This window comes from Pseudomonas sp. MTM4 (assembly GCF_019355055.1).
Taxonomy (GTDB): domain Bacteria; phylum Pseudomonadota; class Gammaproteobacteria; order Pseudomonadales; family Pseudomonadaceae; genus Stutzerimonas.
Map to the genome: position 1 here is coordinate 1,304,169 of NZ_CP048411.1, position 14,474 is coordinate 1,318,642.

The window sequence follows — 14,474 nt, forward strand, 5'->3', positions numbered from 1 at the left end:
CGAGTGCGTCCACAACCACCTGCCGCATCGCCGCGGCACTCCCAAACTTCAGTCGCCGACTGATCGACGATTGATCCCGCTGCCACTCTTTATCCATGAAGGCTAACGTATGAAAATCGCCATTGTTCATGACTGGCTGGTGACCTACGCAGGCGCCGAACGGGTGCTTGCCGGGCTGCTTGAGACCTGGCCGGAAGCAGACCTGTTCGCCGTCATCGACTTTCTCTCCGACGAAGATCGAGCCAGTCTCGGCTGCAAACGCGCCACCACCACTTTCATCCAACAACTGCCCAAGGCGAAGACGCACTACCAGAAGTATCTGCCCCTGATGCCCCTGGCTATCGAGCAGCTCGACATGTCGCCCTATGACCTGGTGATATCCAGCAGCCATGCCGTGGCAAAGGGCGTACTCACCGGGCCGAACCAACTGCACATCAGCTACGTGCACTCGCCGATCCGCTACGCCTGGGACCTTCAGCACCAGTATCTGCACGAGGCCAGTCTGGACCACGGCCTCAAGGCCAAACTGGCGCGCATGCTGCTGCACTACATGCGCATGTGGGACCAGCGCACCGCAAGCGGCGTGGACGAGTTCATCGCCAACTCTCACTTCATCGGTCGACGTATCAACAAGAGCTATCGCCGTGAGTCGACCGTGATCTATCCGCCCGTCGACACCCGTCAGTTCACGCTATATGCGGATAAAGAAGACTTTTATCTGACGGCGTCTCGGATGGTGCCGTACAAACGCATTCCGATGATCGTCGAAGCCTTTTCGCGCATGCCAGACAAGAAGCTGATCGTGATCGGCACCGGACCCGAAATGGAAAAGGCAAAGGAGCTCGCAACACCGAACGTGACGCTGATGGGCTATCAGAATTTCGCCGTGCTGCTGCATCACATGCAACGCGCCCGCGCATTCGTGTTCGCTGCGGAGGAAGATTTCGGCATCGCGCCCATCGAAGCTCAAGCCTGCGGCACCCCTGTCATCGCCTATGGGAAAGGTGGCGTGCTCGAAACCGTGCGGGGAATCGATCACCCCGAGCCGACAGGGATCTTCTATGCCGAGCAGACGCCAGAATCCCTGATTGCCGCGGTCGCGGAGTTCGAATCGGAAGCGCATCACATATTGCCCGACACCTGCCGTGCGAGCGCGGAGCGTTTTTCAACCGAACGATTCAGGCAAGAGATTAAGACCTTCGTCGATACTAGGGTTCGCGAGGTTTCTTTGCTTCAGGGACAGGATGCGCTGTTGCCCCGACCGACCGTTGCACCGGTGAGCGTCGCACCGGTTTACCCAACGGCGGTTCCAATGAAGCCCGCCTGATAAGGACCCCATTTCAATTGCGAGGTTTCAAGGATGAACACAGCAACCGCAACTCAACGAGTCCAGACCACCTGCGTATTAGGCCTTGCCCTGCTGATCAGCGGGACGACAGGCGCCGTCCATATCGCCCAGCACACCGACGGTGAGCTGTATCGGCAAGGTCACGAAAGCTTCGCACGGGACGTGCCCAGCTGTGCCAACAGCTCGGTGGGCCGGGCGATTATCTTCGATCATGGGGCTCGCCGGATCGCACCATCGTGCAGCGCCACCAGTGGGTCCGTAACGATTACGCCCCCGCCAGTACGTCTGGCGAGACCGCTTTCCGATAGCCAGTACATCCGCTCTGGCGACAGCATCCGCTACTCGTTTTAACCCTGCGACCTTTTGGAGGTGCCATGGACAGTGCAGACCAAAATAGGCAATCGCTGGTTTACGCCGACGGTTATTCCTATACCGAAATATTCCAGGCGCCCGAGTTGCCAGGAATGCCCAATGGAAGCCGGTTGATCAGCGTCTTCCATGCGTTCTTTATCGCAGACCGGGACACCGACATTCTCGGTGCCGATCTGGCCACAGTACCGCCCGATGCCGAGATGACTGAAACCGCCAGCGACCTCTGACACTCCAGTCCACGGTCTTTGCGCTGCCGCGCTTCAAGCGCCTCACCGACGGCGTTGCGCCGTTGACGCGACAGCCGTTCCGCGATTCATGCCGAGACACCCCATGACTCCCAAAACCACAGTGGTGACCGTGACCTATGGCGATCGGCTGGCTTACCTGCAACAGCTGATCGAGCGCGCGCTGGCCTTCGTCGAAATCAACGAAGTGATCGTCGTGAGCAATGCCGCGCTGGCGCCGCTGGAGCAACTGCCGGAGCGCTGGCCTGGAAAGGTCCGACTAATCCAGCTCCCGCACAATACAGGCTCGGCGAATGGCTATGCCGTGGCGCTCGAAGCTGCCCTGGCAGGCGGGGCCGATTACATCTGGATGATGGATGACGACAACGCTCCGACCACCGCGGCGGTGTCGATCCTGCATCGCGAACTGACGCGCCTGGGTGGCCTGCTAGGCCCGGAACGAGTCGCGGTGCTGGGCTATCGCGCAACGCAGCAGGCGGACGTTGCCCAAGGCGTACCGCCGCGCTACATCCTTCAGCCGCGCTCCAGCTATTTCGGCTTTCACATCGCGCAGCTTCCCTACAAGCTGTGGCGCCGCCTGCCGTGGGCCAAGCGGCCCGGTAAACGGCCAGCGAGCATCAGCCTGCCGTTCGCCCCCTATGGCGGTATGCTGGCGCATCGCAGTCTGTACCAACGCATCGGCGTGCCGCTAAAGGAACTGGTGCTTTATGTCGACGACACTGAATACACGCGACGCATCACTGCTGGCGGCGGTCGTCTGTTCCTCTTTACCGATGCCGTGATCGAAGAGCTCGAAGAGTCCTGGAACATCAAGGCGCGCACCCGCAACATCTACGAAACCTTCCTGCTCGGCGACTCGGATTTCCGCGCCTACTATGCCGCGCGCAATCAAGCCTGGTTCGACAAGAACGTCTGGGCCGCTTCTCCCCGGCTGCATCGCCTCAATCGTGCGATCTTCCTCACCCTGCTGCGTCTGATCGCCCGGCTGCGCAATACCCGTAAGCGCCTGAAGCTTATCGAGCAAGCCATTCATGACGGTGAAAATGGTGCGCTGGGCATGAGCAAAATCTTTCCATTGCGTTGACCAATCGCCGGCGGCTCCCCGCTGCCCAGCTCATCGAGGGATGGTTCATGGACGTCACATCAGTGCAACGTGACGCAAACAACTTCGACTTCCTGCGATTCTTCGCCGCTTCGGCAGTTGTCATCGGTCATTGTTATTGGCTGTCGGGAGCCGGCCATGTCGAACCGGTACGGCTATTCACCGGATCCATGGATACCGCCGACATTGCCGTGAACCTGTTCTTCGTAATGAGCGGCTTTTTGATCGCCGCCTCATGGATGAACAGTCGCAGCGTTCTGGACTTCGTCGCCAAACGCGCCCTGCGGATTTTTCCGGCGTTGTGCGTATCGGTCTTACTCACTGCGTTCGTCGTCGGGCCACTGGCGACCGGGCTGTCGCTGAAGGCATACCTTCTCAATAGCCAGACCCTGGGCTACCTCAGCAACATGGCCCTGATCACGCAATTTCATTTGCCTGCCGTCTTCACCGACAACCCCTTTCCCGGCACCGTCAATGGATCGGTCTGGACATTGCCCTACGAAGTGCTGATGTACGCCTCATTGCTGGCGATGGGGCTGCTCAAGTTATTCGGGCGAATCGCCGTGCTGACCGTGCCCGCGATGTTGATGTTGATCCATTTCCAGCTGGCACCTGGCCTGGGGCTGGACAGCGACATTCTGCATAAGTCCACCCGGCTGGGGATGTTCTTCTTCCTCGGTTCGGCGCTATACCTATATCGCAGAAATCTGCCCTGGAACTGGAAGGTCGCCCTGAGCTTGCTCGCGCTTTCGCTGCTCAGTGCCAAAACTGAGCTATGGCTGTATATCCACGTTCTGACATTGCCTTACCTGACCATCTATCTGGCACACCTGCGGATTCCGCGGTTGTCCGGATTCGGCAGGTATGGCGATTTCTCCTACGGCATCTACATTTTCAGCTTCCCGATCCAGCAGTTGCTGATGCACTGGTTCAGCCCGCAGTTGCCGCTGGGCGCATTCATGGCGATCAGCCTCTTTGCAAGCATCGCCATCGCAGCGTTGTCCTGGCATTGGATCGAGTCCCCGGCTTTACGGCTGAAACGCTATCTACCTGGGGCTCGCGAGCGTACCGCCCGTATAGATCTAAGCCCTGCGCCCTGATTCCTGCCTACACCATAGGCAGCCTGCTCGATTTGCTACGAAAGATTGTGACGAGGCCTGGAGCGTCATAGCTAAACCCCCTACCATGCATTGCGATTTCCTTCTGCCTATCGACAATCAGATTTCATGTCTTTTGCCCTACTGTTTCGCGTAGACCTGCGGCGGCTGATTGTGATGCTGGCGATTCTCAGCGGGCTGATTACGCTGAGCATCAGCTTCTATGCGAGCTATCAGGTGCAGCGCGAATCGCTCATCGACAGCACCCTCGAGGCCAATCGGGCCTACGCGGCCAAACTGGCCGTCGGCACCGAAACCTTCTTCGATTCGGTGCAACAGCAGCTCCGCTACAGCGCAAATATCCTGGCCGAGCAGTTCGATGATGAAACGCTGCACGGGGAGGTCGAACGACTGCGGTTGCAGACGAACAGTTTCAACACCGTCGTCGTCACCGACGTCCGGAGTGTGGTGCGTGCGATTTCGCCCCACAGCGAGCCGCTGATCGGGCACCAACTGGGTTCACCCGGCGCGCAAGAAGCGCTTCGAGAGCGACGGCCGCTGATCAGCAGCCCCTACATTTCAGCTCTCGGGACGCTCGTGATATCGATATCCGAACCGATCCTCGACGATGACGGCACGTACCTTGGCTACATCGGCGGCGTCATCAGCCTCAAGGAGCCGAACATCCTTAACAGCATGCTCGGCGAGCATTTTTACCAGGATGGTTCATACCTGTACGCGGTGGACCAGAATCGGCGGTTGCTCTACCACCCGGACCCTAAACGCCTCGGCACCGTAGTCGGGGAAAATGCAGTCATCGACCGGGTTGTCAGCGGCGAGTCGGGTAGCCAGCGGGTCATCAACAGCCAGGGGCAAGACATGCTGGCCGGTTTTGCCGCGGTGCCGACCGCGCGCTGGGGCATCATCGCGCAACGCCCGACCGCGGCGACGCTACACCCGCTCGACGACTTGATGCTTGAAGTGTTGCGCCAAACGGCCCCCCTCGCACTGCTGACTTTCGTTGGCGTCTGGTGGTTATCCGGGCTGATTTCGCGTCCGCTCTGGCAACTGGCCAAGAGCGCAAGCGGCATGGATGCACCTACCAGCGCGGAACGTATCCAGCGCATCCGCTCCTGGTATTTCGAGGCCGCGCAACTCAAGCGAGCGATGCAGCTGGGCATCAGCCTGCTGCATCAACGCATCGGCAAGCTCAACCTCGACGCCCAGACCGATCCCTTGACCGGTCTGCACAACCGCCGCGGCCTTACCCTTGCGCTGGAGGCTCTAAGTGCCGAAGGCCATTCATTCGCGGTCGTAGCCCTGGACATCGACCACTTCAAACGCATCAACGACAGTTACGGTCACGATGCTGGCGATCAGGTCATTCGTCAGCTGGCGCAATTGATGACCGCCTGCTCGCGAGACGCCGATACCCTTTGCCGAAGTGGTGGCGAAGAATTTCTGATGCTGTTGCCGAATACCAATGTCGAATCGGCATTGCGAGTCGCCGAACGCTTGCGCCATTGCGTCGAGCAAAAGCAGATCCCACCCGTGGGTCACATCAGCATTTCCCTCGGAATCGCCGTCTGGCCCATACACGCCGACAACATCGAGCGCGTCCTCAAACTGGCAGACGGCGCGCTGTACCTGGCCAAGCAACACGGCCGCAATCGCTCAGAGGTCGCCGACCTGGATCGGGATCCAGCGTTGGATTTCAACCGGGGCGGTTGAATCGATTCAAGCTCGATCAAGCTGAATGCCACTTGGCGCCTGAGCCTCAGATGACCACCGAAAGCCGCAGAAATAGCTGTATACTCGCGCGCTTTTTTACGCTTGGTGTCCTGAGGGTTACTCGATGAGCAAAGCGCCTACCGTTGGATTTGTTTCACTTGGCTGCCCTAAAGCCACGGTGGACTCCGAACGCATCCTGACTCAGCTGCGTATGGAGGGGTACCAGATCGTGCCCACCTATCAGGACGCCGACGTGGTGGTGGTCAATACCTGCGGCTTCATCGACAGCGCTAAAGCCGAATCGCTGGACGCAATCGGTGAGGCCATCGCCGAGAACGGCAAAGTGATCGTCACCGGCTGCATGGGCGTGGCTGAAGACAACATCCGCAGCGTGCACCCCAGCGTGCTGGCTGTCACCGGTCCGCAGCAATACGAACAAGTCGTCAATGCCGTGCACGAAGTGGTGCCGCCCAATATTGATCATGACCCCTTCGTCGATCTGGTTCCCCCGCAGGGCATCAAACTGACGCCGCGTCACTACGCCTATCTGAAGATATCCGAAGGCTGCAACCACACCTGCAGCTTCTGCATCATCCCCTCCATGCGCGGCAAGCTCGTCAGCCGTCCGGTTGGCGATGTGCTCAGCGAAGCCGAGCGCCTGGTGAATGCTGGCGTCAAGGAGATCCTGGTGATTTCCCAAGACACCAGCGCTTATGGCGTTGACGTAAAGTACAAAACCGATTTCTGGAACGGCCAGCCGGTCAAGACGCGCATGCTGGAACTCTGCCAGGCGCTATCGAGCATGGGCGTGTGGGTACGTCTGCATTACGTCTACCCCTACCCGAACGTCGATGACGTGATTCCTCTGATGGCCGAGGGCAAGCTGCTGCCCTACCTGGACATTCCTTTCCAGCACGCCAGCCCGAAAGTGCTCAAGGCCATGAAGCGCCCGGCCTTCGAGGACAAGACCCTGGCACGCATCAAGAAGTGGCGCGAGATCTGTCCGCAACTGACCATTCGCTCGACCTTCATTGTCGGCTTCCCAGGCGAGACCGAGGAGGACTTCCAGTACCTGCTCGACTGGCTCACCGAAGCACAATTGGACCGTGTCGGTTGCTTCCAGTACTCCCCCGTCGAGGGCGCACCGGCCGAGGAACTGGACCTCGAGCCGGTACCGGACGAGGTCAAGCAGGATCGCTGGGACCGCTTCATGGCCCATCAGCAAGCCATCAGCGCCGCTCGCCTGGAGCGCAAGATCGGCCAGGAAATCGAAGTGCTGATCGATGAGGTCGATGAAGACGGCGCTATCGGCCGCTCCTACGCCGATGCCCCGGAAATCGACGGCATGGTTTACGTCGACAGCGAGCATCCACTGCAGCCTGGCGACAAGGTCTGGGTCCGCGTGACCAATGCTGACGAGTACGACCTCTGGGCTGAGACAATCTAAGCGAGCAAGCCGCGCTAGCGGGCACTCTTAGAGAAGCCCAGTCAACCAGAGCGACGTTCCAAACTTGATAATGGCAAACGCCCCGACTGCTGTACGGCATCGGGGCGTTTGTTTATGTCTTGAGAGCAACCTGAGAACGGATTGCCGGCACCCTCACCGGATGAACCCCACAAAGGGAAAAGCCCGTATCGAGTGATATGGGCTTTCATTGTCAGCTTGCGTCTAGTCTGCGGATTTACAACCTGACGGACAGGGCTTCGATACAGCGAAAACCTTACTGTGCAGTGGCCTCTTCGGCAGCCTCGGGCTCGACTTCGGTGGCAGGGGCCTCTTCGGTTTCGTCGCCTTTGATACCCAGGAGTTCAAGATCGAAGACCAGCACCGAATTGGCCGGGATCAGCGGGCTCGGGCTTTGCTCGCCGTACGCCAGCTCGCTCGGGATGTACAGCTTGTACTTCTCGCCTACATGCATCAGTTGCAGTCCTTCGACCCAACCCGGAATCACGCCACCAACGGGCAGGTCGATCGGAGAACCACGCTTGATCGAGCTATCGAAAACGGTGCCGTCGGTCAGGCTGCCCTCGTAATGAACGGTAACGACGTCATTCGGACCAGGCTGAGGGCCATCGGCCTCCTTGATCACTTCGTATTGCAGGCCGGATTCTGTGGTCTTCACGCCTTCACGCTTGGCGTTCTCTTCAAGGAATTTTTTCCCGGCTGCGACCGCCTCTTCGTTCATTTTGACCATGCGCTCTTCGGCACGTGTCTGCAGATAGGCAAAGGCCTCCATCAGCTCCTCGTCGGTCAGCTTCTGCTCCTGCTTGGTCAGGGCATCGTCGATACCCTGCGCAACAGCGACCGAGTCGAGATCATCCATCCCTTCCTGAGCCAGGCTCTTGCCCATGTTCAGGCCAATGCCGTAGGACGCCTTCTGTGCCGGAGTTTCCAGCTTGGCGCTGGTTTCCGAATCACAGCCCGTCAGGACCAGGCCAACCAGGGCTATCGCAGACGCCAAACGATGATGTCTCATTCTGTTTCCTTAAATGCGCTTGAAAGGGAGGCGAAATCAATTGCCGGAGCTTAACAGTCGCCCCCGACAGTGGCTACCGAGCGTACCGATGTAAAGAGTAAAGACAGCGCAAAGAAAGGAAGTGCCGCACGAAACAAGCGAGCAGAGCGTGAAGCTTTCCTTTTACCGCGCTCCACTGGTGGGCTGAAGCGGAACGCCGCCCGGCCCACCCTGCATGTCTGGGCTTGGCGAACGTCGGTCGACAAGTGGTTTTGCGAATCGGAGGCAAAAAAAAAGCGACCCTAAGGTCGCTTTTCTCATGCTATCAAGGCGTTCAGTGGTCCCTGATAACGAATATGGCGCAGCGGACGGGACTCGAACCCGCGACCCCCGGCGTGACAGGCCGGTATTCTAACCGACTGAACTACCGCTGCGCTAAACCTCGAGTGGTGGGTGATGACGGGATCGAACCGCCGACCCTCTGCTTGTAAGGCAGATGCTCTCCCAGCTGAGCTAATCACCCGTTTGCTCTCGAAGTGGGGCGCATTCTAGAGACGGTTCCGAACCTTGGCAACCCCCTTTTGAAAAAAAAATCAAAGAACTTACAAAGACTTAGGAACCCACTGTTTATTGCCGAATTGCGGTTTCCATCGGCATTGGCACCTTGCAGGCTTGGCCTGGGTTGCTCGGACGGGAATAATGCGCGCTTTGCTTTTACCGGAGTTACAAATCGCCATGTGGTTTCGCAACCTGCTCGTCTACCGTCTCACCCAGAACGTCCCTTTCGATGTCGAGACACTTGAAGCTGCATTGGCCGCCAAGCCCGCCCGCCCCTGTGCCAGCCAAGAGCTGAGCACCTACGGTTTCGTCGCACCCCTCGGTAAGGGCGAAGATGCGCCTCTGGTGCACGCCAGCCAGGGCTTTTTGCTGATCTCCACGCGCAAGGAAGAGCGCATCCTGCCCGGCAGCGTGGTCAAGGACGCACTGAAGGAAAAGGTCGACGAGATCGAAAACGAGCAGATGCGCAAGGTCTACAAAAAAGAACGCGATCAGCTCAAGGACGACATCATCCAGTCCTTTCTGCCGCGCGCCTTCATCCGCAAGTCCGGTACCTTCGCCGCCATCGCCCCGCAGCAGGGCCTGATTCTGGTCGATTCCTCCAGCCCCAAGCGCGCCGAGGATCTGCTCTCTACCCTACGCGAGGCCATCGGCTCCCTGCCGGTGCGTCCGTTGACGGTCAAGATCGCCCCTTCGGCGACCATGACCGAATGGGTGAAAACCCAGAAAGCTGCCGATGACTTTTTCGTGCTCGACGAATGCGAGCTGCGCGACACGCACGAGGATGGTGGCGTGGTGCGCTGCAAGCGCCAGGACCTGACCAGCGACGAAATCCAGCAGCATCTGGAAGTCGGCAAGCAGGTCACTCAGCTTTCGCTCGGCTGGCAGGACAAGCTGTCCTTCGTACTCGACGACAAGCTGGTGATCAAGCGTCTACGCTTCGAAGAGTTGCTGCAGGACCAGGCCGAACAGGATGGCGGTGACGACGATCTCGGCCAACAGGACGCCAGCTTCCTGCTGATGATGCTGACCTTCGGCGAATTCCTACCCGCTCTGTTCGAGGCCTTGGGTGGTGAGGAGATCCCGCAGGGCATCTAAGCTGCCCTAGCGCCGTCGGCCCGGCTGACGGCGCACTCTCAATAATCACAAGGTAAGCCCAATGCGAGCCCTCGCCGCCCTCAGCCGCTTTGTCGGCAATACCTTCGCCCTCTGGGTCCTGCTGTTCGCCGTTCTCGCCTTCTTCCTGCCCAACTGGTTTCTGCCTGCCACCGCCTGGATTGTCCCGTTATTGGGGCTGGTCATGTTCGGCATGGGACTTACGTTGAAAGCGACCGATTTTGCGGAAGTCGCGCGTCGCCCGCTTTGGGTGGCGTTGGGTGTCGGGGCGCAATTTCTGATCATGCCGGCCTTGGCCTGGCTGCTCTGCAAGTTGCTGGGGTTGCCGGCCGAGATCGCCGTAGGAGTGATTCTGGTGGGCTGCTGCCCGGGCGGTACCGCGTCTAACGTGATCGCTTGGTTCTCTCGCGGTGATGTGGCGCTATCGGTGGCGATCACCGCTGTCACTACGCTGCTCGCCCCGCTGGTAACGCCCGCGTTGATATGGCTGCTCGCCTCGGCTTGGCTACCGGTCAATTTCGGCGCTCTGTTCATGTCCATCGTCCAGATCGTATTGCTACCAATCGCTCTCGGCCTGATTGCACGCCGTCTGCTGGGCAACCGTGTGCACCATGTGATCGAAGTGCTGCCGCTGGTCTCGGTGGTCAGCATCGTGATCATCGTCGCCGCCGTGGTTGCGGCCAGCCAGGCCAAGATTGCGGAGTCGGGATTGCTGATCATGGCGGTGGTGATACTGCACAACGGTCTGGGGCTTAGCCTCGGCTACTTTGTTGGTCGCCTATTCGGCCTGCCGCTGGCGCAGCGCAAGACACTTTCGATCGAAGTCGGCATGCAGAACTCCGGCCTAGGTGCGGCCCTGGCCAGCGCGCACTTTTCGCCCTTAGCAGCGGTACCCAGCGCGCTTTTCAGCGTCTGGCATAACCTCTCCGGCGCGCTGCTCGCGACCGTCTACCGCCGGATGAAGGAAAAAGAGCAGCAAGCCAGCTAATTGCACGCCCCATTCATTGGTCCGGGCCGCTTGCACGGACCATATCCTTGTGCACAATAGCGCCTGCTGAGGACGACCTCAGGCTGCACAGACGCATCGGGGACGGCCCCACCCACATTACCGTCCTGTAGAGGTGCACATGTCTTGGATCATTCTGTTTCTCGCCGGTCTGTTCGAGATTGGCTGGGCCGTTGGCCTGAAATACACCGATGGGTTTACTCGTCCTCTTCCCACTGTGCTTACGGTCGCCGCGATGCTGATCAGCCTTGGATTGCTGGGTCTGGCGATGAAGGAATTGCCGCTGGGTACGGCCTACGCGATCTGGACCGGCGTAGGCGCGGTTGGCACCGTGATTGCCGGCATCATCCTGTTCGGCGAGTCGATGAGCTTGGTTCGCCTGGGCAGCGTACTGCTGATCTGTACCGGCTTGCTGGGCTTGAAGCTCAGCCACTAACAGATCTTTTCATGCCCGTTAGACACCGAGGCAGCCGACCGAACGCCTGCTGCCTCGCTCATCAGCCGTGCAGCGCCGGCTCGCGATAGTGTCGCGCGCAGGCCTCACCGTCGGCGCGGAACAGGTGGCATTTGGTGGCCAGAAGCCCGGTGGCGTAGGGTTGGCCGACGGCAACGCGGCGATTGCCATCGCTGGCTACCGCAACCATGTCATCCACGCCTTCGAAGTTCAGGTGCAGCAGGTTGTGGTCACCGAGTCGCTCGGCCACTGCAATCTCGCCGTTGAAGACGAAATCCGCTTGTTCGGCATCGACGAAATGCTCGGGCCGAACGCCGAGCGTCAACGCATCGCCTGGGTTGATCAGCGTGCCGTCCACCGGCACCCGCAAGGCGCTGCCACCCGGCATCGTCACTTCGACCGAATCGGCGTCCGCACGCAGTACGCGCACCGGCAGGAAATTCATCTGTGGCGAGCCGATGAAACCAGCGACGAACTGATTCTTCGGATAGTGATACAGCTCCAGCGGTGGCCCGACCTGGGCAATACGCCCGGCGTTGAGCACGACGATCTTGTCGGCCAGGGTCATGGCTTCGACCTGATCATGGGTGACGTAAATCATCGTCGCCTTGAGACGCTGGTGCAGGCGCGAGATTTCGATGCGCATCTGCACGCGGAGGAAGGCATCGAGATTCGACAACGGCTCGTCGAACAAAAAAACCTTGGGTTCGCGGACCATGGTGCGACCGATGGCAACCCGTTGGCGCTGTCCACCGGACAGATCCTTTGGCTTGCGGTCGAGCAGTTTGTCGAGTTGCAGAATCTTTGCCACCGAATCCACGCGTTGTTTTATCTCGGCTTTGTCGATCTTCGCCAGTTTCAAGCCGAAAGCCATGTTTTCGGCGACATTCATATGCGGATAGAGCGCGTAGGACTGAAACACCATTCCCACCGAACGATCCATCGGCGGCAGTTCGTTGACCCGCTCGCCGTCGATCTGCAGCTCTCCGTCGGTGATGTCCTCTAGGCCTGCGATCAGCCGCAGCAGCGTCGACTTGCCACAGCCGGACGGGCCGACGAACACCACGAATTCCCCATCGGCGATATCCAGATCGATACCGCAGGTGATGGGGACGTCTTCATAGCTCTTGCAGATATTGCGCAGGGTTACGCTGGCCATTCTTGTTGTTCTCCTTCAAACAGCCGCCGCGACGAATCGCGGCGAGCGGTAGGCCGGTCGAAACGAAGCAAGCGCCTCGTCCCTACCGGTCGACTCATCCGAGCCGGCGTGCGAATCCGAATCCATGCGCCGGCAGGTGGACGCCCTGCCCTTCGAAAACGGCCGTCGCCGATGGCACGTCCAGCCCTTCGACCGGTGCCGATAGATCGAAGTGCCGCGCACTGTCGCCCATATTGAACAGGCAGACCCAGACTTCTTCATCCAGACGGCGCTCGTAGACCAGCAGCGCATCATCATGGTGAATGGTGCGCATACTGCCTTCGATCAGCAAGCGCTGATCCTGGCGCCAGGCGAGGAAGCGACGGTAGATGTTGAGCATGGAGTTCGAGTCAGGCTCTTGGGCAGCCACCGACAGCGGCAGATGCTTGTCGGCCAGCGGCAACCAGGGCTGCTCTCGGCTGAAGCCGCCGTGCTGGTCCTGATCATGCCAGGGCATCGGCGTGCGGCAACCGTCTCGACCCTTGAATTCGGGCCAGAAGCGGATGCCGTAGGGGTCGACCAATTGCTCGAATTGCAGTTCGGCCTCGTCCAGGCCCAGCTCTTCGCCCTGATACAGGCACACGCTGCCACGCATCGACAGCAGCATCGCCATGAACATCCGCCCGCGCGCATGATCCGGCTGGCTGGCCAGTGCCCAGCGGCTCATCACCCGCACCACATCGTGGTTGCCGATCGACCAGCACGGCCAGCCGTCGACCAGCTCGCGCTCGACGCAATCGATGGTGTGCCGCAGAAAACCCGGGCTGCACTGCTCGGTGAGCAGATCGAAGGAATAAGCCATGTGCAGGGCGTCGCCTCCGCCGGTATAGGCCGCCATGGTGCTCAGGGAATGATCACAACCGATTTCGGCCACGGTGGCGCTGCCTGGATAACGATCGAGCAATTGCCGAATGCGGCGCAGGAAGCCCAGGTTTTCCGGCTGGGTCTTGTCGTACACATGCTTTTGGAACGCGTAGGGATTATCGAGCCGCACGCCGATGCTGCCTTCGCGAATATCGTGGTTCGGCGGGTTGTCGCGCAACTCGCGGTCATGGAAATAGAAATTCGCGGCGTCCAGACGGAAGCCGTCGACGCCTAGCTTCAGCCAGAACTCCATGTCATCGAGCAGCTGCTGCTGGACTTCTTCGCAGTGGAAGTTCAGATCCGGCTGGCTGGAGAGGAAGTTGTGCAGGTAGTACTGCTTGCGCCGGCTGTCCCAGGTCCAGGCAGCGCCACCGAACACCGACAGCCAGTTATTGGGCACGGTGCCGTCGTCTTTCGCGTCGGCCCACACGTACCAGTCTGCCTTGGGATTGTCGCGACTGGACCGACTTTCCTTGAACCAGGCGTGCTGATCCGAGGAATGATTGAGGACCTGATCGATCAGGATGCGAATGCCGCGTGAATGGGCGACGTCGATGACCTGCTTGAAATCTTCCAACGTACCGAACAGCGGATCTACGCCGCGGTAGTCGGACACGTCGTAACCGAAGTCCTTCATCGGCGAAGTGAAGAACGGTGACAGCCAGATGGCATCGACGTTAAGGCTGGCGATGTAGTCGATCTTCTCCACCACACCGAGCAGATCGCCGACCCCATCGCCATTGCTGTCGAAAAAGCTGCGCGGGTAAACCTGATAAATGACGCCGCCGCGCCACCAGTCATTGCGATTCATACAACCAACCTTCGATGTTTGGGGGAACACGCCGCCACTCTAGGTGCGTCAAACCACCGCAACATCCTCCCGCGCATCGATTGTCGAGGCGTATGAACCCGGCGTAGAGAGGCTCC

13 protein-coding genes and 2 tRNA genes are annotated in these 14,474 nt (G+C 59.6%); 9 read left to right on the forward strand and 6 right to left on the reverse strand.

The window, feature by feature from the left end; translation table 11 throughout:
- Positions 1-109 precede the first annotated feature (109 nt).
- Entirely contained in the window at positions 110-1,327 is a 1,218-nt protein-coding gene (locus GYM54_RS05875; RefSeq protein WP_181101242.1) for a glycosyltransferase family 4 protein, read from the forward strand.
- A 78-nt stretch (positions 1,328-1,405) separates the two neighbouring features.
- Here GYM54_RS05875 and GYM54_RS05880 read toward each other — a convergent pair whose 3' ends face one another.
- Positions 1,406-1,561, reverse strand: a complete 156-nt coding sequence (locus GYM54_RS05880) for a hypothetical protein (RefSeq protein ID WP_181101241.1) — start codon at positions 1,559-1,561, stop codon at positions 1,406-1,408.
- 161 nt (positions 1,562-1,722) lie between these two features.
- Between GYM54_RS05880 and GYM54_RS05885 the strand changes: the two genes are divergently transcribed.
- The 5 genes from GYM54_RS05885 (at position 1,723) to rimO (ending at position 7,342) form a co-directional block, all read left to right on the forward strand.
- The gene (locus tag GYM54_RS05885; RefSeq protein WP_131650355.1) at positions 1,723-1,947 is read left to right on the forward strand and encodes a hypothetical protein; all 225 of its coding nucleotides are present in this window, start codon (positions 1,723-1,725) and stop codon (positions 1,945-1,947) included.
- A 103-nt stretch (positions 1,948-2,050) separates the two neighbouring features.
- On the forward strand, positions 2,051-3,049 hold the full coding sequence (locus GYM54_RS05890; RefSeq protein WP_181101240.1) for a glycosyltransferase: 999 nt from the start codon (positions 2,051-2,053) through the stop codon (positions 3,047-3,049).
- 47 nt (positions 3,050-3,096) lie between these two features.
- Positions 3,097-4,167 (forward strand): acyltransferase, encoded by a 1,071-nt coding sequence (locus GYM54_RS05895; protein WP_197445699.1) that lies wholly within the window; start codon positions 3,097-3,099, stop codon positions 4,165-4,167.
- Between the two features lie 126 nt (positions 4,168-4,293).
- Positions 4,294-5,895, forward strand: coding sequence for a sensor domain-containing diguanylate cyclase (locus tag GYM54_RS05900; protein WP_197445698.1), 1,602 nt, complete (start codon positions 4,294-4,296; stop codon positions 5,893-5,895).
- 124 nt (positions 5,896-6,019) lie between these two features.
- Positions 6,020-7,342: a 30S ribosomal protein S12 methylthiotransferase RimO gene (gene rimO, locus GYM54_RS05905; protein ID WP_197445697.1), complete on the forward strand. Its 1,323-nt coding sequence runs from the start codon at positions 6,020-6,022 to the stop codon at positions 7,340-7,342.
- Positions 7,343-7,616: 274 nt separating this feature from the next.
- Here rimO and GYM54_RS05910 read toward each other — a convergent pair whose 3' ends face one another.
- The 3 genes from GYM54_RS05910 to GYM54_RS05920 form a co-directional block, all read right to left on the reverse strand.
- Positions 7,617-8,372 carry an FKBP-type peptidyl-prolyl cis-trans isomerase gene (locus tag GYM54_RS05910; RefSeq protein WP_131650350.1) on the reverse strand — a complete coding sequence of 252 codons (756 nt, stop codon included), beginning with the start codon at positions 8,370-8,372 and terminating at the stop codon, positions 7,617-7,619.
- A 336-nt stretch (positions 8,373-8,708) separates the two neighbouring features.
- Positions 8,709-8,785, reverse strand: a tRNA-Asp gene (locus GYM54_RS05915).
- 13 nt (positions 8,786-8,798) lie between these two features.
- A tRNA-Val gene (locus tag GYM54_RS05920) sits at positions 8,799-8,874 on the reverse strand.
- A 212-nt stretch (positions 8,875-9,086) separates the two neighbouring features.
- On the opposite strand from GYM54_RS05920, the gene rdgC reads away from it, so the two are divergent.
- From rdgC to sugE, 3 genes are all read left to right on the forward strand, one after another.
- Complete coding sequence (gene rdgC / locus GYM54_RS05925) at positions 9,087-10,007, forward strand: recombination-associated protein RdgC (RefSeq protein ID WP_197445696.1); 921 nt, start codon at positions 9,087-9,089, stop codon at positions 10,005-10,007.
- Between the two features lie 61 nt (positions 10,008-10,068).
- A complete protein-coding gene (locus GYM54_RS05930; RefSeq protein WP_197445695.1) occupies positions 10,069-11,013 on the forward strand; it encodes a bile acid:sodium symporter family protein in 945 nt (314 codons plus the stop codon).
- Between the two features lie 139 nt (positions 11,014-11,152).
- A complete protein-coding gene (gene sugE / locus GYM54_RS05935) occupies positions 11,153-11,467 on the forward strand; it encodes a quaternary ammonium compound efflux SMR transporter SugE (RefSeq protein WP_131650348.1) in 315 nt (104 codons plus the stop codon).
- Positions 11,468-11,528: 61 nt separating this feature from the next.
- Here the strand turns inward: sugE and malK are convergent, their stop codons facing one another.
- Entirely contained in the window at positions 11,529-12,644 is a 1,116-nt protein-coding gene (malK, locus tag GYM54_RS05940) for a maltose/maltodextrin ABC transporter ATP-binding protein MalK (protein ID WP_197445694.1), read from the reverse strand.
- Positions 12,645-12,738: 94 nt separating this feature from the next.
- Positions 12,739-14,358: an alpha-glucosidase gene (locus GYM54_RS05945; protein WP_131650346.1), complete on the reverse strand. Its 1,620-nt coding sequence runs from the start codon at positions 14,356-14,358 to the stop codon at positions 12,739-12,741.
- Positions 14,359-14,474: the final 116 nt, after the last annotated feature.